23 protein-coding genes are annotated in these 22,786 nt (G+C 37.9%); 11 read left to right on the top strand and 12 right to left on the bottom strand.

What is annotated here, in order from left to right; translation table 11 throughout:
• The first annotated feature begins 5 nt into the window (after window positions 1-5).
• The gene (locus V7O61_RS13335) at window positions 6-800 is read left to right on the top strand and encodes a TrmB family transcriptional regulator (protein WP_407282225.1); all 795 of its coding nucleotides are present in this window, start codon (window positions 6-8) and stop codon (window positions 798-800) included.
• Between the two features lie 1,509 nt (window positions 801-2,309).
• Window positions 2,310-2,828 (top strand): hypothetical protein, encoded by a 519-nt coding sequence (locus V7O61_RS13330; protein WP_407282226.1) that lies wholly within the window; start codon window positions 2,310-2,312, stop codon window positions 2,826-2,828.
• Window positions 2,829-2,979: 151 nt separating this feature from the next.
• Here the strand turns inward: V7O61_RS13330 and V7O61_RS13325 are convergent, their stop codons facing one another.
• The 4 genes from V7O61_RS13325 to V7O61_RS13310 all read right to left on the bottom strand — a co-directional run bounded on the left by V7O61_RS13325 (window position 2,980) and on the right by V7O61_RS13310 (window position 4,992).
• A complete protein-coding gene (locus V7O61_RS13325) occupies window positions 2,980-3,381 on the bottom strand; it encodes an ArsR family transcriptional regulator (protein ID WP_209616689.1) in 402 nt (133 codons plus the stop codon).
• Window positions 3,284-3,538: a peptidyl-tRNA hydrolase gene (locus V7O61_RS13320; protein ID WP_209616428.1), complete on the bottom strand. Its 255-nt coding sequence runs from the start codon at window positions 3,536-3,538 to the stop codon at window positions 3,284-3,286. The genes V7O61_RS13325 and V7O61_RS13320 overlap by 98 nt, the downstream gene beginning before the upstream one ends.
• Before the next feature lie 13 nt (window positions 3,539-3,551).
• Window positions 3,552-3,725 carry a hypothetical protein gene (locus tag V7O61_RS13315; RefSeq protein ID WP_209616412.1) on the bottom strand — a complete coding sequence of 58 codons (174 nt, stop codon included), beginning with the start codon at window positions 3,723-3,725 and terminating at the stop codon, window positions 3,552-3,554.
• A gap of 82 nt (window positions 3,726-3,807) precedes the next feature.
• Window positions 3,808-4,992: a transposase gene (locus V7O61_RS13310; protein WP_209616409.1), complete on the bottom strand. Its 1,185-nt coding sequence runs from the start codon at window positions 4,990-4,992 to the stop codon at window positions 3,808-3,810.
• Between the two features lie 185 nt (window positions 4,993-5,177).
• On the opposite strand from V7O61_RS13310, the gene V7O61_RS13305 reads away from it, so the two are divergent.
• Together V7O61_RS13305 and V7O61_RS13300 are read left to right on the top strand one after the other, a co-directional pair.
• Window positions 5,178-5,507: a hypothetical protein gene (locus V7O61_RS13305; protein WP_209616406.1), complete on the top strand. Its 330-nt coding sequence runs from the start codon at window positions 5,178-5,180 to the stop codon at window positions 5,505-5,507.
• Entirely contained in the window at window positions 5,494-5,814 is a 321-nt protein-coding gene (locus tag V7O61_RS13300) for a helix-turn-helix domain-containing protein (protein ID WP_209616403.1), read from the top strand. Before V7O61_RS13305 ends, V7O61_RS13300 begins: the two co-directional genes overlap by 14 nt.
• Window positions 5,815-6,009: 195 nt before the next feature.
• Here V7O61_RS13300 and V7O61_RS13295 read toward each other — a convergent pair whose 3' ends face one another.
• Complete coding sequence (locus V7O61_RS13295; protein WP_407283329.1) at window positions 6,010-6,276, bottom strand: hypothetical protein; 267 nt, start codon at window positions 6,274-6,276, stop codon at window positions 6,010-6,012.
• A 172-nt stretch (window positions 6,277-6,448) separates the two neighbouring features.
• Between V7O61_RS13295 and V7O61_RS13290 the strand changes: the two genes are divergently transcribed.
• Window positions 6,449-7,657 carry an ISL3 family transposase gene (locus V7O61_RS13290; protein WP_023843742.1) on the top strand — a complete coding sequence of 403 codons (1,209 nt, stop codon included), beginning with the start codon at window positions 6,449-6,451 and terminating at the stop codon, window positions 7,655-7,657.
• 43 nt (window positions 7,658-7,700) lie between these two features.
• Here V7O61_RS13290 and V7O61_RS13285 read toward each other — a convergent pair whose 3' ends face one another.
• Entirely contained in the window at window positions 7,701-7,967 is a 267-nt protein-coding gene (locus V7O61_RS13285) for a UPF0147 family protein (protein WP_023845491.1), read from the bottom strand.
• A gap of 117 nt (window positions 7,968-8,084) precedes the next feature.
• Between V7O61_RS13285 and V7O61_RS13280 the strand changes: the two genes are divergently transcribed.
• A complete protein-coding gene (locus V7O61_RS13280; RefSeq protein ID WP_407283330.1) occupies window positions 8,085-8,552 on the top strand; it encodes an Sjogren's syndrome/scleroderma autoantigen 1 family protein in 468 nt (155 codons plus the stop codon).
• 63 nt (window positions 8,553-8,615) lie between these two features.
• On the opposite strand, the gene V7O61_RS13275 is transcribed toward V7O61_RS13280, so the two are convergent.
• From V7O61_RS13275 to V7O61_RS13260, 4 genes are all read right to left on the bottom strand, one after another.
• Entirely contained in the window at window positions 8,616-10,907 is a 2,292-nt protein-coding gene (locus V7O61_RS13275; protein ID WP_407283331.1) for a DEAD/DEAH box helicase, read from the bottom strand.
• 190 nt (window positions 10,908-11,097) lie between these two features.
• Window positions 11,098-12,852: a glycine--tRNA ligase gene (glyS, locus tag V7O61_RS13270; RefSeq protein WP_407283332.1), complete on the bottom strand. Its 1,755-nt coding sequence runs from the start codon at window positions 12,850-12,852 to the stop codon at window positions 11,098-11,100.
• Between the two features lie 513 nt (window positions 12,853-13,365).
• Window positions 13,366-14,157, bottom strand: a complete 792-nt coding sequence (locus V7O61_RS13265) for a 2-amino-3,7-dideoxy-D-threo-hept-6-ulosonate synthase (protein WP_023845495.1) — start codon at window positions 14,155-14,157, stop codon at window positions 13,366-13,368.
• A 54-nt stretch (window positions 14,158-14,211) separates the two neighbouring features.
• Complete coding sequence (locus V7O61_RS13260; protein ID WP_407283333.1) at window positions 14,212-14,724, bottom strand: deoxyuridine 5'-triphosphate nucleotidohydrolase; 513 nt, start codon at window positions 14,722-14,724, stop codon at window positions 14,212-14,214.
• A 237-nt stretch (window positions 14,725-14,961) separates the two neighbouring features.
• On the opposite strand from V7O61_RS13260, the gene V7O61_RS13255 reads away from it, so the two are divergent.
• Window positions 14,962-15,174 (top strand): hypothetical protein, encoded by a 213-nt coding sequence (locus tag V7O61_RS13255; RefSeq protein ID WP_407283334.1) that lies wholly within the window; start codon window positions 14,962-14,964, stop codon window positions 15,172-15,174.
• A 267-nt stretch (window positions 15,175-15,441) separates the two neighbouring features.
• Window positions 15,442-17,097: a PAS domain-containing sensor histidine kinase gene (locus V7O61_RS13250; RefSeq protein WP_407283335.1), complete on the top strand. Its 1,656-nt coding sequence runs from the start codon at window positions 15,442-15,444 to the stop codon at window positions 17,095-17,097.
• Window positions 17,098-17,254: 157 nt separating this feature from the next.
• On the opposite strand, the gene V7O61_RS13245 is transcribed toward V7O61_RS13250, so the two are convergent.
• On the bottom strand, window positions 17,255-17,455 hold the full coding sequence (locus tag V7O61_RS13245) for a hypothetical protein (RefSeq protein ID WP_023845499.1): 201 nt from the start codon (window positions 17,453-17,455) through the stop codon (window positions 17,255-17,257).
• Window positions 17,456-17,612: 157 nt separating this feature from the next.
• A complete protein-coding gene (locus V7O61_RS13240; RefSeq protein WP_288069965.1) occupies window positions 17,613-18,032 on the bottom strand; it encodes a YqaA family protein in 420 nt (139 codons plus the stop codon).
• 246 nt (window positions 18,033-18,278) lie between these two features.
• On the opposite strand from V7O61_RS13240, the gene V7O61_RS13235 reads away from it, so the two are divergent.
• From V7O61_RS13235 to V7O61_RS13225, 3 genes are all read left to right on the top strand, one after another.
• Window positions 18,279-20,576 carry a PAS domain S-box protein gene (locus V7O61_RS13235; RefSeq protein ID WP_023845501.1) on the top strand — a complete coding sequence of 766 codons (2,298 nt, stop codon included), beginning with the start codon at window positions 18,279-18,281 and terminating at the stop codon, window positions 20,574-20,576.
• Window positions 20,577-20,672: 96 nt separating this feature from the next.
• Entirely contained in the window at window positions 20,673-21,284 is a 612-nt protein-coding gene (gene nth / locus V7O61_RS13230) for an endonuclease III (protein ID WP_048136008.1), read from the top strand.
• Between the two features lie 261 nt (window positions 21,285-21,545).
• The gene (locus V7O61_RS13225; protein ID WP_023845504.1) at window positions 21,546-22,724 is read left to right on the top strand and encodes a bifunctional 5,6,7,8-tetrahydromethanopterin hydro-lyase/3-hexulose-6-phosphate synthase; all 1,179 of its coding nucleotides are present in this window, start codon (window positions 21,546-21,548) and stop codon (window positions 22,722-22,724) included.
• Window positions 22,725-22,786 lie beyond the last annotated feature (62 nt).

Here is a 22,786-nt window from a genome sequence, read left to right as displayed (position 1 = left end):
GTACTATGATGAATTCATTAATAGATTCTCTTCAATTGTTTGGCCTCACGTCCTATGAAGCAAAGATCCTTGTTGCACTGACGCAGTACGGAAGCAGGAATGCAGCGGACATCCATGCTCTTTCGGGTGTCCCACGTTCTGCAGTTTATGGTGTGATAGACCGCTTAAATGACAGAGGTATAATCGAGGTCCAGAATACAAAACCGATGCGTTATAGGGCTCTATCCCCAGATATCGTTATTGACAGACTCAAGGCTAACTATGAAGATGCTATCAAGTTTTGCAGGGAACAGCTTGAGAACATCTATAGTGAAAATGCGGAACACACAGAAGAAAACTCTGCATGGAATATCAACGGTGTGAAGAATGTCAATGATAAGATACTGCAAATGATGGAATCTGCTACCGAGGAGATTATTTTTGCATCCTTCTATCCTTCACTAACTCGTGTGATAGAAGTTTACCCTATAATGGATGCCATCAAGGATACTATCCATAAGAAAATTGCTATGGGTGTAAAACTGAAGCTTACAGGACGTGAAAAGAGCCACGTGGGAGATCTTGTAAAGGAGTTTCCTGGAGTACAGGTCCGTACGTACAGCAATGGAAAAAGAACCCAACCTCTTAAAGGTGGAATACTGGTCATTGACAACAAAGGGATACTTGTTATTACTATTAATGATGATGTGGTTCCAATAAGCCTCAATGCCACATGGTACAACGGAAAAGAGCATGTTCAGATCTTCAAGCATTTCGTAGATACCGAGTGGGAATCTTCCACTCCATTTGAAATTGGATGACTGGTTTGCAATATAAAGGCAAAAAAGCAAGGTTCGAATGATTTAACGGAGGCAGGTCAATGATTTTATCTCAATGTTCTTTATTTGGTTCAAGAATGATTGAAGATCTCGTTCAGTATAACATGAATATTTAGCAATTATTTCATGAGATTACACATGAATCCTAAAGTCTTTAACAATAATAAAATAACAATAAAATTGATATTGCTATGTTTGACATACATCACTTTATTTATTTTACTTTTAATTGCCAATATCACATTATATATCATATATTATTAATGTTTATCACCATATAATGATTTATTCAAAATTTGACTCTGTAGAAAACCTATCGAAATCAGCACCTATAGCTAAAATTCTGCGATAGCAATCATTATTAAGGGTTACATATCGAATTTCTATTGACTTGGATAATAGCTTGAATTTTGAGGATTTCTACAAAGCCTTTTAAACAAAACCAATTTAAAGCATTTAGAAACAGTAGTGCTGTATTTGATCCCATCTCTGAAGAAATATCTCTGAATGTTGAAAAAATACTTGCGAAAACAGTATCATCAGATTCTCAATTAGCAAATATCGATTTATCAGAATTAATACAAGAATATAAATCTGGAAATAATGATTTCAATGATCTTATTTTACAAGATGTTTGTAAAACAAACAACTATATCCTCGTCACAAATGATTGCGATTTTCATTGTAATGACATCGATATTCTTACGGCGAATAAAAAGTTGTTAAAATCAAATTGAAATCTTGATGATATTTCTTTTAAGCCCCTCATACTGCACATAGTTCCATATGTGTAGGAAAAACATTCAAGGACGCTAACTTTGAGTGTTGTGATTAAAAAAGTCAGGTGTACGGTCTTGATGAAGATATGACCGTTAATATGTCTGATCATTATATCCTGTTTTGTTAATTTTATGATTGATGGTGATGTGGATTAAGGTGTTATTTCACCTTTTCTCTTTTAAGTATCCTATAGACTTTTTAGTTTCTTTTTGAATAAAACCCTTTTTTAGTTGTTTTAAGTCGAATGTTTTTAAATACGAATGTTACCGTATAGAAATGTAGCGCGGGATGATAACCTGCTATAACATACAGGTACCAACTAAGAACCACCCCGAAAACAAAATATTATCCCGCTCACGTTATTGTTGGCCACTCTTCATGCTTTGCTCCCTTTACAACTACTGAAAAAGAGACTTTTGTTGTGGCCAACAATAGTATGTTATCCCCTTGAATACTGATTTTTTCAGTGTTCATACAGTTAATAAATTCAATTATAATGTTGAAAGCTCTACAGGTGTGTTTCAATACATTGAACATCAAAAAAAGGTAATTGTTCTAAAAAGACATTGATTTTGATCCATCTTGCCCTAATATCTTACTTACAACTTGCTCAAACATTGAATCATAATGATACTTATGACAGTACACAAAAGATCAATTCGAAAGCAATAGCCAATAAAAAATTGAAACTCAATGTCCGGATGTGGTAATATGGATGTGTCGAAAATATCAAGATTCAAGTTGGCAAGGGATAGCGATTTCAAACCGATGTCTAATGAAGAAATGTATAGCCGAGAAATTGCAGACTATGGTAGCGAACATTATATGGGATATAGGTTTATGGAACGCCTACCATTAAATCAAAAAATAGTATTATTGGCACTCGCCAAAATACATGAACAGGTATATCCTATCCCTAAATATGTGTACCACTCTGAGATACTCCATGTTTGCATAGAGTGGACGAGAGATACTGAACTTGAAAAGATTAATCTTCCGAATGATACCTATACCACTCTTCCGTTCCCTGTGGGTACTGTTCGGAACTGTTTAGAGGGAATGGCATCGACCTATTTACCTCATTTTGTGGAAGCCCGATACATGTCTAAAAAAGACAAATCAAGAGGATATCGGTTCACTGAACGTTTGTCACTCGACAAGGTAAAGAAAGCCGTGACAAGAGATGAGCCTTTGCTAATCCCTTTACTTGATGCCAAAATTGAATTATAATAATAGATATGTTATGTTTTCGGTATCGTAACACTTAATTTATTTGTGTGAAATCTTCGATGTGATCGCAATTCAAAAGCAATATCCACTAAAACAAGGATTGAAAACAAGAAATGATACTGGAAGAACGGGTTAACGTTCTTCAAAACAATTATTCTTCTGCAATATTTACTTTAACTTTCAAGATGCTGATAGGTTCAAGTTTTTTCCACTCAACTGTGCAACTCTTGTCAAAAACGTAATCATTAACGTTCTTATCTGAGAAAACACCGTCCACGTCATAGACAAAGAAACCTTCCTCACCATTGGTTGAAACAATATTGTCCTGACCGTGAACGTCTTTCACTTCAACAATTGCTGCTTTTTTGAGTGCTTCCAGCAATGTAGCACCTTTTTCAACTTCAACTGTTCTAATAGGTGCGAATATGTTAAGCGCATTGAAAATATTCTTATTGTTAAGCTGCAGAACATGGGTCTTTCCATAAATCTTGCGCTGTATAAGTTCTGCATCTTCCAGTATGTTTGCGTGTTTTGCAGCAACTGGTACAGAAATACTGAGTTCCCTTGTCGAACCATTCTTTAATATCACCAAGATGGTCCAGATTTTTGAGGATTGGAGTTATCGATGCATGAGCAACCTGAACTCCAAGTTTCCCGGGAGACAATTCCACATCTTCAGGTATCACTATAACTTGTTTGTACTCCCACATGCTTTTTCACTCTTTAGATAGCTTTATTTTTTGATAATTTAGTCTTATTTTTTCTAGGCTTGTTCCAGTAAGGGGATTTACATTTTGGACATATCACAGGGTCTTCATTTATTTTAGTACGTGGTACCCATTCATGTCCACATCTTCCACATTTATGTCCATCTTTTTGTATTTTTACAGTTGCCATGTAATAAAAATAACATCTATGATATTTAGATATTACTAAACAGAGTTTTAATAAACTATACTTATAAATTATATAGAATAAACTAGAAGTTTGCTGCGGGCGAGCATGCAACTGTAATTAACAATGAAGATAGAAAACTAATGGCTGCTATTTGACGTTTCCCTTGTCGCTTGAAAGGATCTGAAAATATGCAAGCGTTAATTAAAACCCATAAATTGTATAATATAATTGAAAATAGGAAAAGAAATAGACGAATTCTATAGTCTGTTGCAGCTGTTTTTGTTCTAAATATATTGCACATTCTATAGCTAGTTTCAATACCCCATCTTTTAGAATATAATAAGTACAACTCTTTAATTTCATCAGATGAAAGAGACATATTTGTAGCAAATACACCTATTTCTTTTTCGTCATTTGCTTGGTTATTATTTTTTGACCTTTTATCTGATTCTACAAAAATCAATTTAACTAAAGTACCTTTATTTTTCGATTTCAACCTATATAACCGGGTTGCTGGTAGTTTAACTTTTTCTGCTAATTTTTTTATATTTTTGGATTTTTTTGCAGGCATCAAAAAATGAATATCCATTTTTTTTAATGTTGAGATTATAGCAACCGAATAAAAGCCTCTATCAAAAAAAACTCTGTTAATTTGAACTTTTGATTTAGCATAATACAAAAGATTTTCGACTATAGCTTTTAAATGTTCACTATCACGTGATTCAAGTGGTAATGCCCTTAGAACAAACCTTTTGTTTTTTTCGACTATAGTTACGGTTGCAAATTGATAAGCTTTTGTTGTCCCTCTCTCAGCTTTTGTTCCAACAACCATCTTAGTATCGCGTTTGCCATAAAATTTTATACTTGTCCAATCAATTGCAAGATCAACTTTACTATTAAGTAACCCTTGTTTTTTTGCTTCCCTAAAAATAGAATCAAAAACAAATGTGAATCTTTTTAGTATTTCGTCTATATCATTTTTTTTGATGTGATAACGAACAGTATCTCCATTTGGAACATTTGAATATCCATCAAATATTAATGATTCAGAAGCATTTTCTATAAAATTATTAGTCAATGCTCCTCTCATTACTACATGTAATATGTCTCTATCTGAATAGAGACAATTATGCTTCATGGTAAATAAAATAGAAGGATTTATAATGCTTTTAAAAGCATGTCCTATTTTTGATCCTATAACATTTTTATTTTCATGATTGCTAAAACAGAAATCATCTAGCTTTTTTTGTTTTGTTTTTTCAGTCATTTTCAAATGTCATCTTATTTTTTATCAAGTTTCATTTGAATCACCGAACTTAGCAATGTTTTATTGCTATTTATACTTACTCCAATCTAATCGTACGATTTGTGATATAATATCAAGTATCGTACGAAACTATTAATAAGATTTCGGCCATTTAATTATGAGCAAAAAATGCTTGAGTGGAGACTATGGAAAATCAAAAAAGATCATTAAAAAATACGCAGCGTCCTAGCCATAGAATACCAATCAATGAATTAAACGCAGAATTTCTTAAAAAAAGAAAATCACACATCGAAGAAACAGATATTCTGCAAAATAATAACGAGATCAAAAAGAAAGTTAAAATTAGTTATGATGGGAAGCAGTTTTTAATTCGCATACCAAATGAAATCAGTAAATACTATAGTTTAAGAAAAGGCGATGAAGTAGAGATAATAATTGAAGAAACAAAAACTACGACTGAAACTATCAGAGAAGTTCCCATCACATTAAAGGTAGTCGAAGATGTCAATACTTGAAGAGTCTTTTAACAAATATGAAATAGCAGTTATGTTCGTTTTGTTTAAGGCTGGAAGAGAATTAACGACTTCTCAGGTATCTTCTAAAGCGGACATTGCATGGGCAACTGTTAAGAAATACTTGGATATTTTAGAGGAAGAAGGTTATGTTTACAAAAAAGAAGTAGGAAATAGAGTATATTGGATGTATGCTTCTCATTTTAAAGCACTTTCTGACAAGGAAAAAGAAAAATGGATTCTTTATAGACCAACTCCATTCATTCCAGAAACAAAAATTGTTCAACAAACCCTCCATGATTATCATTAATTATACATCTATTCTTGATTCATTTTTATCAATTTTTCTTGATTTGGTATTTCAAAGGCAAATCATGGATTGATTTTTTGTAGATTAGTCTACATTTTATTCAATAATCTTTTTACAATTATTACAACAAGTCTAATTAGCTTTTAGAAATACTGTTATATGTAAAGTTGCAATTCACGGGATTATATCTTGAAACTAGTTGAAATTAGTTATAATGATAGGTACTTTCGGATGTACTGAGTATATGTCAGGATGATCCGCAAGCAATGTATCCATTTTTTCTATCATTTCTACGGATTTGGATATCAGCAAATTTGCTTTATCAAAATCCCTGTTATGTATGCTGTACATTGCTGTCCTGCAGTTGCGCACAACATCTCTGGAAATTGCCAGAGTGCTTTCTCTTGCTTTGTCTTTTTCTTCAAAGCTGTCTTTTATACTGCAGGATATATTGTAGATCATTCCAATCCTTTAGTTCATTTACAGCTTGATATAAACAGTTTTTCAAAAGCGTGGATAAAAACAGTGATATTTTGTTGAAACTACGACCTATGCATAGTTCAAAATTAAAAAAAGTGGATCTCCTCAACATTGAGTGGGTAATTTAATATTCTGTTCATCCAATCCATATTGGATGGACGATAAACTCTTGATTCAAATGGCTCTGGGAATAACCCCTCCATGGTATGTGAAAGACATTGATCTTAATGTTTCTAAGAAAAGAATGGATATTTATCTAGATTTTACCAAGGGAACGAAGTTCCCTTGCCCAGTTTGCAACAAACTGTGTGATCTCCATGATACCAAAGAAAAAGTATGGAGACACCTTGATTTCTTCCATCATGAAACATACATTCATGCACGAGTTCCCCGAACAAAGTGTGATGGAGATGATGTAAAACTTGTAGAAGTTCCATGGACAAGACAAAATACTGGATTTACATTATTTTTCGAAGCACTAATCGTTGCAATGTCCAAAGAAATGAGTGTTTCTTCAATTGCTGAATTGATCAATATTCATGAAAATTCTGTATGGATAATTCTAGCTCATTATGTTGAAGAAGCCAGAGCAAAGATGGATCTCTCTGAGTTAGATACTATTGGAGTAGATGAAATATCTGTCAAAAAAGGTCACAGCTATGTGACCTTGTTCTATGATCTAAATCAATCAAGAGTAATTCATATTGAAAATGGAAAGAAAAGAAGTGTTTTCAAGAACTTCAGGGAAGTTCTTTCCAGAAAAATAGACCCTGATAATATCAAGTATATTTCAATGGACATGTATCCTGCTTTTAGGGGTGGAGCAAGGGAATATTTCCCAAATGCTAAGATCGTTTACGATAAGTTCCATATTGTCAAAATGATGAATGATGCAATTGATAAGGTTCGAAGAAAGGAGTATCAAACAAATAAAGATCTGGGTAAAACGAGATTCATGTGGTTGAAAAATCCTGAAAATCTATCGGATCGGGAAATAGCTAAGATTCGATCAATCAAAGATTTGGATACTAAAACAGCAAAAGCTTACAGATTTAAGCTTGGACTTCAACGTCTGTGGGATATAAAAAATATAGAGGTAGCGAGGGAATATCTTGACAAATGGCATTATTGGGGAACACATAGCAACATCAAGGAAATTATCACATTGGCCAAGATGATTAAAAGAAATTCTCATGGGATATTGGAATCAATCAAACAAGGTATCAGCAACGGTGTTGTTGAAGGATTGAACAACAAAATTAAAACTGCTTTTAAGAGATCATATGGATTGAAGACTGAGAAGTGTAGGAATACAATGATATTCTTGATGGCGGGTAAACTTCGTTTACCCACACGATGTTAAAGAGAACCAAAAAAGTAAAAGGCGAACAATTATATTGTTCGTTTTACTCGTCGACCGGAATGGTCTCGAGCTGGCTTGCAACATCCCAGATGAGTGTTCTTGTGTGAACAGGGATGTTAGGGTCGTTGCTGATATCCTCAAGAATGGATATGCTTGATGATGTCCTCAAAAAGAGAGGTTCATCTTTCTTACTTAATGTTTCCAGTATATCATTTGCAGAACGCCTAATGTTCCTTGGTACTGAATTATCGTTTGCGATATATTCTAACTTTTGTTTGCATTCTTCAATGACTTGATCAAAATTTGACATGTAGGATCACCTTGATAAGTTTGAAATCAAAATAGGGTTGCTCAATTTATCCCTAAATAATTATATTCTATAAAAAGACTTTCATTGGTATATAGGTTTTGAGAAAAAGGAGATAACATGTCAAACACTGATGATGAAAATATACAAAAAATATCCCGAATGCTTGAGATTGGCGGAACAATGCTTGCACAACATTGTGGCAACTGTGGAGCCCCTCTCTTCCGCTATCAGGGTAGGGTACTATGTCCGGTCTGTGATGATGTTCGCGACCCACGTGGAAGCATGCAGCAAGCATCTGCTCCGGTAGTTACACCTGAGCCAAAAACAGAAATTTCTCCAGTAGAAGAAAAGAAAACTCCGGTTGCGGCAGTTCCGAAAACCACGCCTGTAAGATCTGAGTCCGAAGATACATCTGTGGGACAATCAACTTCAGCTCCGGCATCAATCCCTGAACTGGAAATTTTGCTCGTAAGAAAAATGGTTTCACTTGCAAATACTATGCAGGATGAAACTGATGTAAGAAGAATATCTGATTATCTTGATATGATCGAACGCTGTATGGATATAATGAATAAAATGAAGTAGCCAGGTAATCTTCAATTTGGTAAGTGGTAAACTCCACTTAACTCCCTTTTTTATTTTTAGGAATCAACGCTTATACTCACTGCCGATAATTTCCCTTATTTTTGCTGCGGTCTTGGGTCCAACATTGTTGACCTCAAGCAGTTCTTCATAACTGGCTTTCATCACATTTTCCACAGAACCGAAATGTTTCAGGAGGTTTCTGGCTGCTTTCGGACCGATATCAGATATTGAAGACACAACATATTCCTGCTGCTGTGGAAGCATAGCAGCAGCTTTCTTCCCGTGCATGTTAACTTCCCGTTTCTCATCAACCTGTTCTCTCTTTGCAACCTGTTGTAAGAGGGCAGCAGTATCTTCCGGGTCACGCGTATAGAATATTGAAACTCCAAAATCCAGTGATATTGATGACAGGGTTCCGTGAATTGCATTCGGATTTATTCCTCTGCAATTAAAGAGGCTTTCACCCTCAATTATCAGTATTGGCTTTTCATAGGCTCTTGAGAGGTTTGATATCTGCTCGAACAGTTTTTGTTCAATAAGCGAACCCACAAAGTCCTGTGTCTCTTTCCTTTCCGCAGCAATGCGTTCACTCAGGATGTAGTCACCAACTTCCAGTGTTTTTACTGTAATCTCAACACCGTTTCTGTCAAGGGAACGGGCAACAGAACTGCGAATCTCACGCTGGTCCACAACAATTTTGATACTATCCTTGTTTTCAGGTTTAGATTCATTGTTGTCATCGTATTCAAACAATGTCTTCTGGTCCTTCCCGTTACTATCCAGCATGAATTCCTCTTCAATTGAGTTATTCTTCCGTGCCGGCATGGCTGACTGAAGCTCTTTCATGTTGCTCTGCATTTTCCTTTCCTTTGAAAGGCTGCTCCAGTAGTATCCTTCATCCCTGGTGCCTTTTGTAACTAGAACAACAACACGACCTTCATGCTTTCTTCCTGTTCGCCCTTTTCTCTGGATACTCCTAATTTCAGAGGGAATTGGTTCGTAGAACAGCACAAGGTCTGTGGATGGAATATCAAGGCCTTCCTCTGCAACCGAGGTTGCCACAAGTACGTTGTAATCTCCAGCCTTGAATTGTTCGATAATCTCAACCTGTTGCTTCTGTGTCAGTCCCTTATCCTTGTATTTGGACGCTTGGCCCACAAACCTCACTGGCCTTATGCCTTCAACTTCAGCGAGTGCTTTTGTAAGCATCTCGGCGGTGTCACGATAATTGGCAAAAACAATAACTCTGGAATGTGGCTTATTTTCAAGCTCATCAAGAACTATCGTTTTCACATATTCCAGTTTGGGATGCTCAAGGTCACAGTCTTTCAGGCGGTGTACGACCTGCCTGATGTAAAGGTCTTCAGCAAGACGCTTTGAAGCCTTGCTTCCACTTTTAGAACCTGCTTCGTTGTCCAGTCTTTCCATGTACATACGGAGAGCTTCAAGTCCCTGTGTTTCCGTAATTTCTACAGCATGACTTACTTTCAGTATCTCTGCAAGCAAGGAAATTGCACTATAAACTGAAGTATCGGGCATTCCTCCCCTGAGTTCTCCCTGAAGTTTTGCCTGCAATCCAAGAAGGTCTTTTTTTGAGACAAATCTCTTATTATATATTGGGTAACCAAGTTCAGTAAGCTTCTTGTACCTGTCTTCAAGAACCTTATTCAACAGGTCTTTGATCTCTTTCATCTCGTCAGGAAGGTTGATGCGCTTCCATTCGATCTCTTTATTATGAATGTAAGGTTTGACATCCCTGTCTGATTCGGTTTTAACAGCAACCGATTCGATGTGAAGTGACTCGCAAACCTCTGCTATCTTCTCGTCCGAACTGCCCGGGCTTGCAGTAATCCCTAAACAAAGAGGGTTTTTTGCGGTTTCAAAATATTTCTCTGCAATATAGGTATAAGCGTAATTTCCAACTGCACGGTGTGCCTCATCAAATGTAATGTGTGTAACATTTTCAAGACTTATTCTTTTGGTCAGTATGTCATTTTCAATAACCTGGGGTGTGGAAATGATAACTTTGCCAGTTTCCCAGAGTTCTGACCTTTTTTCAGGACTGATGCTACCTGTGAATGTGAGGACTTCTTCCTCTGGAATGTTCATTACATTTTTGAAAAAAGATGCATGCTGTTCCACAAGAGGTTTTGTTGGTGAGAGCACCATGACCTTGCCGCCTAATTTCTCAAGGCGAGAAGCCATGACAAGAAGACATACAACTGTCTTTCCAAGTCCAGTTGGTAATACAACAAGTGTGGATACATCAAGAGCCTTGCCTGCCAGATCAAGCTGATATAGCCTCTGCTCTACAGTATCTGCTTTTATCAAAGGGTGTTTGATATATTCCGGCATGTTACCATTCTTGCATGTTTGCAATTTTTATGATTATTATAATATTTACTTTCAGTATCTGGTTTTTCAATATATAATCTCTTCAGGTTTTTAAAGCTGAGCTAAGCAGGGTGAAAGTATTGTTTAATTTCGAAAACAGGAAATGAACTAATAAAGTAAAAGAAAAACTAAAAGAGAAAAGAAAATGAATTTAGAGTGCTTTTCCAGCACTCTCAAAATCCCTGTTCATGTAAATCATCTCATAAATAAGGTCTGCAATTCCGTCAATTGGTGCACGAACCTGCTTCATGCTGTCCCTGTCCCTGATTGTGACGGTGTTATCTTCCAGTGTATCATAGTCGATTGTAATGGAGTATGGTGTTCCAATTTCATCGTTCCTTCTGTAACGTCTTCCGATAGTTCCTGAGTCATCGTATGATACAAGGAGACCTTTCTGCTTCAGTTGAGCTTCAATGTTCCTTGCAGGGTTGATGAGTTCTTCTCTGGTAAGCAGTGGAAGAATTGCCACCTGTACAGGAGCGACTTCCTTCTTGAATCTCAGGACAATCCTTGCTTCTGCCTCTTCATTCTCAGTTTCTTCCTTGCCGCTGACCATTTCCTCTTCAAATGCATGTTCCATGGTTGAGTAGAATATCCTGTCAATACCGTAGGACGGCTCGATAACGTGAGGAATGACATTTTCTCCGCTTATCTTGACAGTTTCCTCTGCAAACTCGACAATATCTCCGGGTACAGTTACTTCTTCTCCGTCAACAGTGACTGTGATGTTCTCCTGTTCGAGTTCTGTCTGGTTGAGTGCTTTGAGTGCATCTGCAACAGCCTTTGCCTTTCCTTTGAAGAGTGGTCCGAGTTTACCCATATTTGGCTTGACAACAAACTGAGTAACCATCTTAGGTTCGCTGTATTCTCTGTAGATTGAGAGTTCGGTCTTGCTTACAGCAGCATGTGCCTTCAGGTCATAGTCTGTCCTGTCTGCAATTCCCACAACTTCTACCCAGTCGAACCTGTCAGTTAGGATCTCAGCATCCCAGCAGTCTATTGCATAGTGTGCCATCTCATCTTTCTGGTGCTGTCTGAATCTCAGCTTATCTGCTGAAATTCCAATACGCTGGAGAAAATGGTTTGTAAGTCCTATCTGGTAAGCGAGGAACTCGTGGGCAATGGTGCCTTTCTCCACTGCTTCGCCGAGAGTCATTTTCTCGATAACACCTTTATGCTGTGCTTCCTCGGAGTAAAGGTTGATAACAGTGTCAGCAAACCTGCTGAAGTTTGCGTGTTTTTTGTCGTTAGGATCAATAAATATCTCAGCTTCAGCCTGGGTAAATTCTCTTAGCCTGATAACTCCCTGTCTTGGTGAGATCTCGTTACGGTAGGATTTTCCTATCTGAGTTGCACCGAATGGGAGTTTTTCACGGTAGAACCTTGCAAGTCTCAAGAAGTCCACAAACATTCCCTGTGCGGTCTCAGGACGCATGTATCCCTGTCTTCCTGTGCCTGGGCCAATGTTTGTCTTAAACATGAGATTGAATTCATATGATTCTCCCAGCTCTCCTTCACATTCAGGACACTTGACATTGTTTTCTGCAATCACTTTGTCAAGGTCTTTGACGCAAAGTGCATCAGCACAATCCACCATCTTGTCTACAAGGTGATCTGCCCTGAATGCTTCTCCACAGTTCTTACATTCGCAGAGTGGGTCTGAGAAACCACCAACGTGACCTGATGCCACGAAAACTTCTTCAATACCGATTGTTGGGGCTTCTATCTCCATGAACCCCTCCTGTACAACGTAGGTTTCTCTCCAGATCTGCTCAATCCTGCGCTTTAAGGTGCTTCCAAGTGGTCCGTAGTCGTAAAATCCTGCGGTTCCTCCGTAAAGCTCAAAAGAGTTCCACAAAAATCCGCGACGTTTAGCCAGTTCTATTACCTGCTCATATTTATCCATGAATGATCCTCGATAATTGTGTATATCTATGATTCTTATGAGTCATCGATATGCCCATTACATTTAATGGTAACGAAAGCATCCCCAAAACGTCTATGTTCATAAAATCTGATTTTATGTAGTAATATGATATTTTTATACTCGTAATTATTATATGCATGTTCATATATTGTATGATTGAGCAAGGTCGAATCTCAATCAAATCATATCATATCGTACCACCATCTAAATATGATTCAATTGGTCATTTCAACACTGACCTTGCTCTTCCTATCCATTTTTTTGATATTGAATATTACTATTGAATCCTGTTTATCCAATGGTTTTTTTCATCAATGAGCTAACATTATTTTTTCTTGGCTGTTATTTTCAATTAGCTCCGGTTCTGTGTAAGGGTACACACGTCAAAAAAGAATGCATTTGTGAATAGTAAACAAAACCCCTTCGTTTCCACTGGAGTATAAAATATATACTATGATGAATAAAATTAGCGAAAATAAAATATGAGTGCTCTTATTCTTTGAGCACTTCTTCCGGGGTCATTCCACCATGTACAATCCTGGATATGTGTGACACCAGTTTTGTAGGGTCATCTGACTGGAATACGTTTCTTCCTATAGCTACTCCTTTTCCTCCGGCCTGGAGTGAGTCATAAACCATTTCCAGAAGCTGTTGTTCAGTATCCATTCTGGGACCGCCTGCAACTACAATAGGTACAGGACATCCGCTGACAACTTCCTTGAATGTATCAATATCACCGGTATAATTTGTCTTGACAATATCTGCTCCAAGTTCCGCTCCGATCCTTGCTGCATGCTTTACATACTCAACATCATGTTCGGAGGTTACTTTAGGTCCTCTTGGATACAACATTGCAAGCAGAGGCATTCCCCATTCATCGCATTTTCGGGCAACATGTCCCATGTCCTGAAGCATCTGTGCCTCGTCATCAGCCCCAACATTTACATGGATTGATACTGCATCAGCACCGACTTTGATAGCTTCCTCGATGTCTGTGACAATGACCTTGTGGTTTGGGTCAGGTCCCAGGGATGTTGAAGCTGAGAGGTGTATAATAAGTCCAATGTCTCTTCCATATCCACGGTGGCCGTGTTTTGGAAGTCCCATATGTCCGAGAACTGCGTTTGCTCCGCCGTCTGCAACTTTGTTCACAGCAGCAGGCAGGTCAATAATTCCTTTTATAGGCCCTGCACCCACACCATGGTCCATTGGAATGATAATTGCATTCTTTGTATTTCGATCGAAGATCCTTTCCATCCTGACAGATTTGCCTATTTCACTCATGTTTGCGTGATTGCTTTAATTATAGATAACCCTAACGTAGATTATGTTACTATGTCACAGGTTCTCATGTTGGTACTTTCCGTTGTACCCTTCTGAAAGTTTGCTGTGCAGGTCAAAAAATATCAGTTGCATTACACGTGCATTTCTTTTCAGCCTGAATCCATGAGGATTGTAAACAACAAGCATGGATTCACTTCTTCCTCTGTAGCCGGAATCCCATACTGCAGTTCCTATATTTGCTCCGCATCTGAGTAATGTGGATCTTGGTCTTGCAATGGCAGCCCTGTCAAGAGGAATGTTGACTATTTCGTTGAATGTAATTTTGTATACTCCGGGTTCCAGGTGTGCCCAGCCTTTCTCATCAAATTCCACTGGTTTTGTAGAAGGAGTTTCTCTTTCACTATTATCAAAGTCAACTGCACCGGAACTTGTGTATGTCTCGATACCTTTGAGGGTCAGTTCAACACTGTTTGGTTGCAGTTGAGTCTCAGTATCTATCATGTTCTCAACAAGTGGCGGTTCGCTGTTTATCAATTCCCTGAGTTCGTTTCTGGATAATAGGGTCATGGTTGTAGGTTTGCATTATCTAATATATCATTTTGTGTAGTATCCAGAATATCTGTAAACACAAATTAGTATTAAATTATATATTTGTAAACCAATTAGTTTATATTTCTTAGTAACTATCTGGTTTATGGTGAGTTTGAAAATGTTTTCATAATTCCAGTTCCCTGAGGAAAAGGCATTGGATGTGGAAACCTGTATTGAATACATAAAAATATTTGACTAGAAGGAGTGAATGATGTGAGTAGTACGGATCTAGTAAAGAATGGAAGCAGGCCTGAAATGTTGTTTAAAGTAACTTTAAGCCCTGATGGAACCACTTATCAGAAAGAGATTTCTCTTGTTTTCCCGAAGTATGCAAGTGCAGATCTTCCTCATTATAAAGAGGAATTTGATTCCCAGTCACGTGAAATACGTGATGACTGCCAGTGGCATTTCCAGGCAGAGGATTGATATTTTAATCCTCTCTTTTTTAATTCTGATCAGTATTTACTGATCTGAATCTTATATTTTCTATTTGTATTGTATGGCTATTTTCTCATAGAATACTCGTATCCTGATTTTTTCTTGTTACTATGACTTTTCATTTTATTATTTTGATAAAATACTTTTATTTATTATTACTATCAAATAGTGAACTCGGAAGTGAGCTGCCTTTGAAATCTGATATTCTATAGGTATTCAGAAGGTAACCCTGAACAGGTATGTGGGAAAGGTATTATGGTGAATCTGAAGTCTAATGGTCTGCAGGGGAATGATGACATTCGTTCCAATAGTGAAACTGATGTTTCCTGTACTTCTTCCCTTGAATTTGATAATGTTCAATCGGACGATTCTGTCAAAAATACAGACTCTGAATCGGGCAATGGTGCAGACTTTTTAAGTCCTACTGATAGGTTTTTCATGGAAAAGGGTGATGTGTATCGCTCCCTTTTCAAGTACAACAAAGCAATTACTCTTCTCATTAATCCTGAAAACTTTGAAACAATTGATGCAAATAATGCTGCGTGCGATTATTATGGCTGGTCGCTTGAAGTCATCACATGTATGAAGATACAGGACATCAATCTTCTTCCTCCTGATAAAATATTGGAAGAGATGCAGAATGCAGTTGCTGAAAAAAGAAACTATTTCCTTTTTAAGCATAAACTTGCAGATGGCCAGATCCGTGATGTGGAAGTGTATAGCAGTCCTGTAATTGTAAATTCAAAGAAGCTTCTTTACTCTATTATCCATGACATAACTGAACGCAAGAAAGCCGAAGCTGAATTAAATAAAAGAAATATGCAGCTTAGAACTGCTCAAAAAATAGGTCATATCGGAAGCTGGGACTTAAATCTGAATTCAGGTATGATGGATTCTTCAGATGAAGCTAAAAGAATTTATGGGTATGAACCCGATGATACTATTTTCTCTCTTAAAGAGGTACAGGCCGTAGTTTTACCAGAATATCGGCCGATGATGGATGAGGCAATGCGGGATTTGATAGGAAATGGGGTCACCTATGATGTGCAGTTTAAGATCACCAGGCAGAATGATGGAGCTGTACGCGATATTCATTCAATTGCCGAATATGATGCAGAGAAAAATACAATTATAGGTACAATTCAGGATATCACAGAACGAAAGAAAGTTGAAGATGCTCTGCTGCATGCTAAGATTGTTGCAGAGGCAGCAAATCGCAGTAAGGATGAATTCTTGGCTACCATGAGCCACGAATTGAGAACTCCGCTGACATCTATAATTGGTTTTTCTGATATTCTCATGGACAATATGTTTGGTGAGTTGAATGAAAAGCAGAATCGTTATGCTGGCCATATTTTAGATGCTGGTAATCATTTGCTACAACTTATCAATGATGTGCTGGACCTTTCAAAAGTGGAAGCAGGAAAAATGGAGCTTCAATACGAATATTTTTCATTGTCTCCTGCAGTAGATGAAGTAAAAACCCTGGTTTCTCCAATGGCAATGGATAAGAGAATAAAACTGGTCACTGATACCGATGAAAGTATTGGGGAAATCCACGCAGACAGGACTAAGCTTAAGCAGATTCTCTATAATCTTGCCAGCAATGCAATAAAGTTCACTCCTGAAAAAGGTACAGTTTCTATTATTTCAAAACTATCGGAAAATATGGTTCATTTCTGCGTAAAGGATACAGGAGTAGGTATTTCAGAGAATGATCAGGCCAGACTTTTCCAGCCATTCAGACAGCTTAATTCATACACCACTAATGAATATGCAGGGACAGGTCTTGGGCTTGCTCTTGTGAAGAAGTTCGTAGAAATGCACAATGGTAAAGTATGGGTTGATAGTACGGTTGGTGAGGGTAGCGAGTTTTGTTTTTCGATTCCCGTTAATAATAGCAATAAGTGATGCGGACTAATTTTTAAAAAGGCAGGTTCGGTAAAATTCGAACATCCAGCCTATGCTGTGCAAAAACAACGCCAAAAGCAGTCAGACACGGGCTCTGATGAGAGCAGAATAAGTTCTTAATTTGTGTCTGCAAAGATGTCGTTGTCTGCATTATGTTTTATTCTTCTTTCTTTTTTTTTAAAAAGGCATAGGTTATCAAAGCCACTATAATTGCACCTGAAAATATAGTTATCAACGCTGTATTGTTTGGGAGGTATGTATAGGCGATAATTGCCAATAAAGTTCCAAGAGCTACAGCAACAGGTATCAGCAAAGAATTTTGCTTAAGTGTCTTCTCTTCTATTTCTAATTTTGCCATTTCCATGTCTCTGAATGTTTTGCTATCTTTGGTAATATATATTTATTTATATGCTCTGGATGAGTATATATACTTTATCCCTTTGAGACATATGTTTGAACAATCCCGTCTTAATTATGGCTTAAAACAGGTAAAACATGTACATCAAAATTCAAAATCACTGGAAAAACATCAGGGTTCCTGCCGTGAGGTAAGCCAGTGCTGCATACCTTGCAGTTTTTCCTATGAACACATAGAAAGAAAATATCCTGAAATCAAGCTTCATAATTCCTCCTGTTGCAGTAATTGCATCGCCTATAATTGGGACCCAGGTAAAGAGCAACAAAAAAGAACCATATCTGGCAAACAATCTATCGGTTTTTTTCAGTTGTTCATCAGAAATAGAAAAATACTTTTCAATAACATCCTGCCTGCCTCTGATTCCAATGTAATATGTTGTGCATGCTCCTATGTAATTACCAATAGAGGCAACCATTACTACAGGCAGAATAGAAAAACCTTTACTGATTAACAGGACTACATAAGCTTCCGAACCTATTGGAAGAATGGTTGATGCAAGAAAACTTGCAATAAACAAACCAGCAAGTGCATGCTCTTCTACAAGTACAGACAGTATCTCTATTATTTTTCAACTCCTGATTTTTATTTTTCTTTGCATCTTATGATAAAACATACTAATGACATTTATATATTAATAACTCTATATTCATCAATGTAACATTTGCTCACTAGTGTAAAAACCATCCCATATAATCATAACTGCGTTTCATAGAATAGTCACTTATTTAATCAAATTCAAAATTCTGATTTCCAGGGTTTAAAAATGGAAGAAAAAACCGAATATACTATATTGATCGTAGATGATGACCCTCTAAACGTCAGGCTTCTGGAAGCATTTCTCTCAAAACACCATTCAGTTCTTGGAGCCTATAGCGGAGAAGAAGCTCTTGAAATAATAGAGTCTGAACCTGTTGATCTTGTAATATTGGATATAATGATGCCCGGAATGGATGGATATGAAGTCTGTCGCAGGATAAAGGCAAATGAATCAACGAAAATCATTCCAGTGGTTGTCGTCACAGCTCTTTCTTCAAAAGATGACAGGATAAAAGGAATAGAAGTAGGTGCAGATGAGTTCCTCGTAAAACCCATTGACAGGGTAGAAGTTCTCACACGTGTGCGAACTCTGTTGAATAACAAAAATCTCTATGATGAATTAAAGCTTGAAAAAGACAGGGTACAATCTTATCTTGACATTGCAGGATGTATTATAGTTGGTTTTGATAAAAAAGGCTATGTGAAGCTTGTAAACAAAAAATGCTGTCAGGTTTTGGGATATGCCGAGAAGGAACTCATTGGTAAAAAATGGGTGGATATTGCCATTCCGGAAGACGAAAAAGAACGGGTATCCATGGTATTTAATAGCATATCAAAAGGCAATCTGGAATTAGTAAAAGTAAATGAAAACAGTGTTCTGACTAAGAGTAAAGAAAAGAGGCTCATAAGCTGGAACAATTCTTATCATAAGGATCCTGATGGAAATATTGTCGGCGTACTAAGTTCCGGTTCAGATGTAACTGAGGAAAGACTTGCCACTAAAAAACTTCAGGCATCCGAATCCAAATTCAGGGCTCTGTTTGAAAATGCTGCGGATGCTATATTGGTATTTGACTTTGATTGTAATGTTATTGATGCAAATTCAATAGCATCAGAAATGCTTGGTTACTCAATTGATGAACTGTTAAAAACGACCCGTTACGATCTTGTGGCACCGGAATTTCATGGTATTTGCAGTGAAAAAATGAGTGATGTCATGGAACACCAGTCCATAAGGCTGGAAATGGTCTACATGGGAAAAGACGGATCCCGAATTCCTGTTGAAATGGGTGTCAGAATAATAGATTATGATGGGAATCCTGCACTATTGAGCAATGTACGGGACATAACCGAAAGAAAACTCGCTGAGAAAGAACTCCGTGAAAGTGAGCATAAATTCCGTCTTCTTGCTGAAAATACAAATGATGTAATATGGACTCTGAATAAAGAAGGTAAATTCACCTATACAAGTCCTTCTGTATTCAAATTAAGGGGCTATACTCCTGAAGAGGTTGCAAAGCAGTCATTTGAGGAAATCTTCCCACCAGAACATATAAAAACTATATCAGGTGCTATAGCACGTTTTCAGGATCACCTTGAGGCAGGCGAAATTAAATATTCTGAAACATTTGAGATTGAACAATATCACAAAGATGGTTCAAAAAGATGGACTGAAGCAATTGCAAACCCGGTTTTTGATGAGGATGGGACTTTTGAGTTCTTCCTGGGCGTGACGCGTGATATTTCCGAGCGCAAAAAGGCTGAGGAAGAAATTAAACGTTATACAGAGGAATTGGCAAGGGTAAATGAGGAACTGAAATCTCTTGACAGGATGAAGGACGAATTCATATCAAATCTGAGTCATGAGTTGAAAACACCTCTGATATCCATAAAAGGTTATAGTGAACTGGTTCACGATGAAGTAATGGGCCCTCTGAATTCCAAACAGAAAAATGCCATGAAAACAGTTCTCGAAAAATATGATCATCTAAGTTTCCTCATGGATTCATTGATCTATATGAGTATTATCAAGTCAGGAAAAGTACAATACAGGCTTGATCCTATCAGAATAGAGGATATCCTTACAAAAGTAGTAGAGAATTTTTCCTTTAAATCCGAGGAAAAAGATCTTACTATTTCCTTTGATTTCCAGGAGCATTTGCCTCTAATGAAAGGTGATGTGGAATATTTGCCCTATCTTTTCAGATCCATTGTTGACAATGCTGTTAAGTTCAGTCCTGATGGCTCGGAGATATCGATATGTGCATTTGAGGATGATGGACAGGTTCATGTGACAGTGACTGATTCAGGAATAGGTATTCCTGAGCATGAAATAGACAATATTTTTGAACGCTTTTATCAGATAGATGGTTCCAAGTCCAGGAAATACGGTGGAAGCGGAATGGGTCTTTATGTCAGCAAAACCATTGCTGAGATCCATCATGGTAAGGTATGGGTTGAAAGTACGGAAGGTTCAGGAACTACTGTTCATATTGTTTTTCCCGCATATTCCAGATCCAGTTAATAGACTAGTTTATTAATTTTTCAATATAATCTCTTTTATTTTCTTTGGGGTACAGGTTCCAAAGGATTTTATATCCTGAAGTTTCTCTTTGTTCTGATGTACGCTGAAGATGTAGTCTCAAGGCTGTGGGAATTGTACCCGAGCGGATATTATCATATTAACAAGGACCCTTTCTATCTTTTGATATCCACAGTCCTTTCCCAGCGCACAAGAGATGAGGTAACCATTCCAACCACGCAAAAGCTTTTCAGTGTATTTGGTACGGTTCAGCAAATGGCAGAGGCAGATGTTGATGAGATACAGGAACTAATTAAAGAAGTGGGATTTTACAGGGTGAAATCCCAGCGTATTATCGATATTTCACGCATCATTCTACAGGACTACGGCGGAGTTGTTCCTGATAGTATGGATGAGCTTCTCAAACTTCCAGGTGTTGGGAGGAAGACTGCTAATTGTGTACTTGGGTATGGATTTGAGCAGGATGTCATAGCAGTTGATACTCACGTGCATCGGATATCCAATCGCATGGGACTTGTTGAAACCTCCGATCCCGATGAGACCGAAAAAGAGCTTGAGAAGGTGCTATCGAAAGAGGAATGGAAGGACATAAACGGTTTGATGGTGCTGTTCGGCAAGAATATATGCAGGCCTGTCGGGCCGAAATGCGATGTCTGCATCATGGATGATATTTGTCCGAAGCTCATTTGAGTTATTTTTTGTATTTTTGGCAGTTTTGATTAAAAACGCGAGTTTCAACAAACTATTTATTTGTATATACTATATAAAGCAGAAATCTCGTGTATCCTGCCATAACTCTAATATATAAAGCGCTGGTTTTGCACGAGAACTGATAAATTTCATAGTTGCAAATACTATAATAACTAATAAACTGGTTATAACGCAACTACAACTACAGATACGCTATTTATCCAGTATAAGTTAAAATACACATACAGTTGAGTGAGAATCATGTTATTAATCGGAGAAGCATTAATCGGCGAGGAACCAGAACTCGCACACGTAGACCTCATGATCGGAAACAAAGACGGTCCTGTTGGTCAGGCATTCGCAAATGGTTTAACACAGCTTTCAGCAGGTCACACACCTCTGCTTTCAGTTGTCCGTCCAAACCTTCCAACCAAACCTGCAACACTTATCGTACCTAAAGTAACTGTAAAGAATATGGGCCAGGCAGCTCAGATCTTCGGTCCTGCACAGGCAGCTGTTGCAAAGGCTGTTGCAGATGCTCTTGAAGAGGGAACATTCGGTGACCTTGACATTGAGGATCTTGTAGTAGTTGCAAGTGTTTTCATCCACCCTGAAGCAAAGGACTACAACAGAATCTACAGATACAACTACGGAGCTACAAAGTTGGCAGTTAAGCGCGCAGTAGATGGCTTCCCGGACATCGACACAGTACTCAAGGAGAAGGACAGAATGGGACACGCAATCATGGGATTCAAGGTATCCAGACTCTGGAACCCACCATACCTTCAGGTTGCACTTGACAATCCAAACCTTCCTGTTATCCAGAACATTGTTAAGCAGATTCCTAAGAGTGACCACGTCATCCTTGAAGCAGGTACACCTCTTATCAAGCGCTATGGTGTTGACGTAATCACCAAGCTCAGGGAAATCCGCCCAGATGCATTTATCGTAGCTGACCTTAAGACTCTGGACACAGGAAACCTCGAGGCACGTATGGTAGCAGACGCAACAGCAGACGCAATTGTCGTCTCCGCACTTGCACCAATCGCAACCATGAACAAGGCAATTGAGGAAGCTCACAAGACCGGTATCTATGCTATCATGGACACACTCAACTGTGACGACCCTGTAGCAGTACTCAAGCAGCTCGATGTACTTCCAGATGTAGTAGAACTCCACCGTGGAATCGACATTGAGGAAACAGAGCATGCATGGGGTAACATCGATGCTATCAAGGCACTCTCACCAAAGATCCTGGTGGCAGTTGCTGGTGGTGTACGTATCAACACAATGCCACAGGCACTTAAGGCAGGCGCAGATGTCCTTGTAGTCGGAAGAGCAATCACCAATGCAAAGGATGTAAGGCAGGTCGCAGAGAAATTCATTGAAGGTCTCAACAACCCTGAAATCGACCAGTTCAGAGTAATGACTGACTTCTAAGCGTGTGGAATTTCCACACTCTTGTCTTCTTTTTTCTAAACTTTCAGTCTCACTTTTTGCTT

Origin of the sequence: Methanolobus sp. WCC1 (assembly GCF_045690315.1) — an archaeon.
Lineage (GTDB): Archaea > Halobacteriota > Methanosarcinia > Methanosarcinales > Methanosarcinaceae > Methanolobus > Methanolobus tindarius.
This window is presented reverse-complemented; position numbering and strand designations above follow the sequence as displayed.

Coding starts and splice junctions, on each gene's coding strand:
- V7O61_RS13335 (WP_407282225.1), top strand. CDS start 6: ATGATGAATTCATTAATAGATTCTCTTCAATTGTTTGGCCTCACGTCC.
- V7O61_RS13330 (WP_407282226.1), top strand. CDS start 2,310: ATGGATGTGTCGAAAATATCAAGATTCAAGTTGGCAAGGGATAGCGAT.
- V7O61_RS13320 (WP_209616428.1), bottom strand. CDS start 3,538: ATGTGGGAGTACAAACAAGTTATAGTGATACCTGAAGATGTGGAATTG.
- V7O61_RS13315 (WP_209616412.1), bottom strand. CDS start 3,725: ATGGCAACTGTAAAAATACAAAAAGATGGACATAAATGTGGAAGATGT.
- V7O61_RS13310 (WP_209616409.1), bottom strand. CDS start 4,992: ATGACTGAAAAAACAAAACAAAAAAAGCTAGATGATTTCTGTTTTAGC.
- V7O61_RS13305 (WP_209616406.1), top strand. CDS start 5,178: ATGGAAAATCAAAAAAGATCATTAAAAAATACGCAGCGTCCTAGCCAT.
- V7O61_RS13300 (WP_209616403.1), top strand. CDS start 5,494: ATGTCAATACTTGAAGAGTCTTTTAACAAATATGAAATAGCAGTTATG.
- V7O61_RS13295 (WP_407283329.1), bottom strand. CDS start 6,276: ATGATCTACAATATATCCTGCAGTATAAAAGACAGCTTTGAAGAAAAA.
- V7O61_RS13290 (WP_023843742.1), top strand. CDS start 6,449: ATGGACGATAAACTCTTGATTCAAATGGCTCTGGGAATAACCCCTCCA.
- V7O61_RS13285 (WP_023845491.1), bottom strand. CDS start 7,967: ATGTCAAATTTTGATCAAGTCATTGAAGAATGCAAACAAAAGTTAGAA.
- V7O61_RS13280 (WP_407283330.1), top strand. CDS start 8,085: ATGTCAAACACTGATGATGAAAATATACAAAAAATATCCCGAATGCTT.
- V7O61_RS13275 (WP_407283331.1), bottom strand. CDS start 10,907: ATGCCGGAATATATCAAACACCCTTTGATAAAAGCAGATACTGTAGAG.
- glyS (WP_407283332.1), bottom strand. CDS start 12,852: ATGGATAAATATGAGCAGGTAATAGAACTGGCTAAACGTCGCGGATTT.
- V7O61_RS13265 (WP_023845495.1), bottom strand. CDS start 14,157: ATGAGTGAAATAGGCAAATCTGTCAGGATGGAAAGGATCTTCGATCGA.
- V7O61_RS13260 (WP_407283333.1), bottom strand. CDS start 14,724: ATGACCCTATTATCCAGAAACGAACTCAGGGAATTGATAAACAGCGAA.
- V7O61_RS13250 (WP_407283335.1), top strand. CDS start 15,442: ATGGTGAATCTGAAGTCTAATGGTCTGCAGGGGAATGATGACATTCGT.
- V7O61_RS13245 (WP_023845499.1), bottom strand. CDS start 17,455: ATGGCAAAATTAGAAATAGAAGAGAAGACACTTAAGCAAAATTCTTTG.
- V7O61_RS13235 (WP_023845501.1), top strand. CDS start 18,279: ATGGAAGAAAAAACCGAATATACTATATTGATCGTAGATGATGACCCT.
- nth (WP_048136008.1), top strand. CDS start 20,673: ATGTACGCTGAAGATGTAGTCTCAAGGCTGTGGGAATTGTACCCGAGC.
- V7O61_RS13225 (WP_023845504.1), top strand. CDS start 21,546: ATGTTATTAATCGGAGAAGCATTAATCGGCGAGGAACCAGAACTCGCA.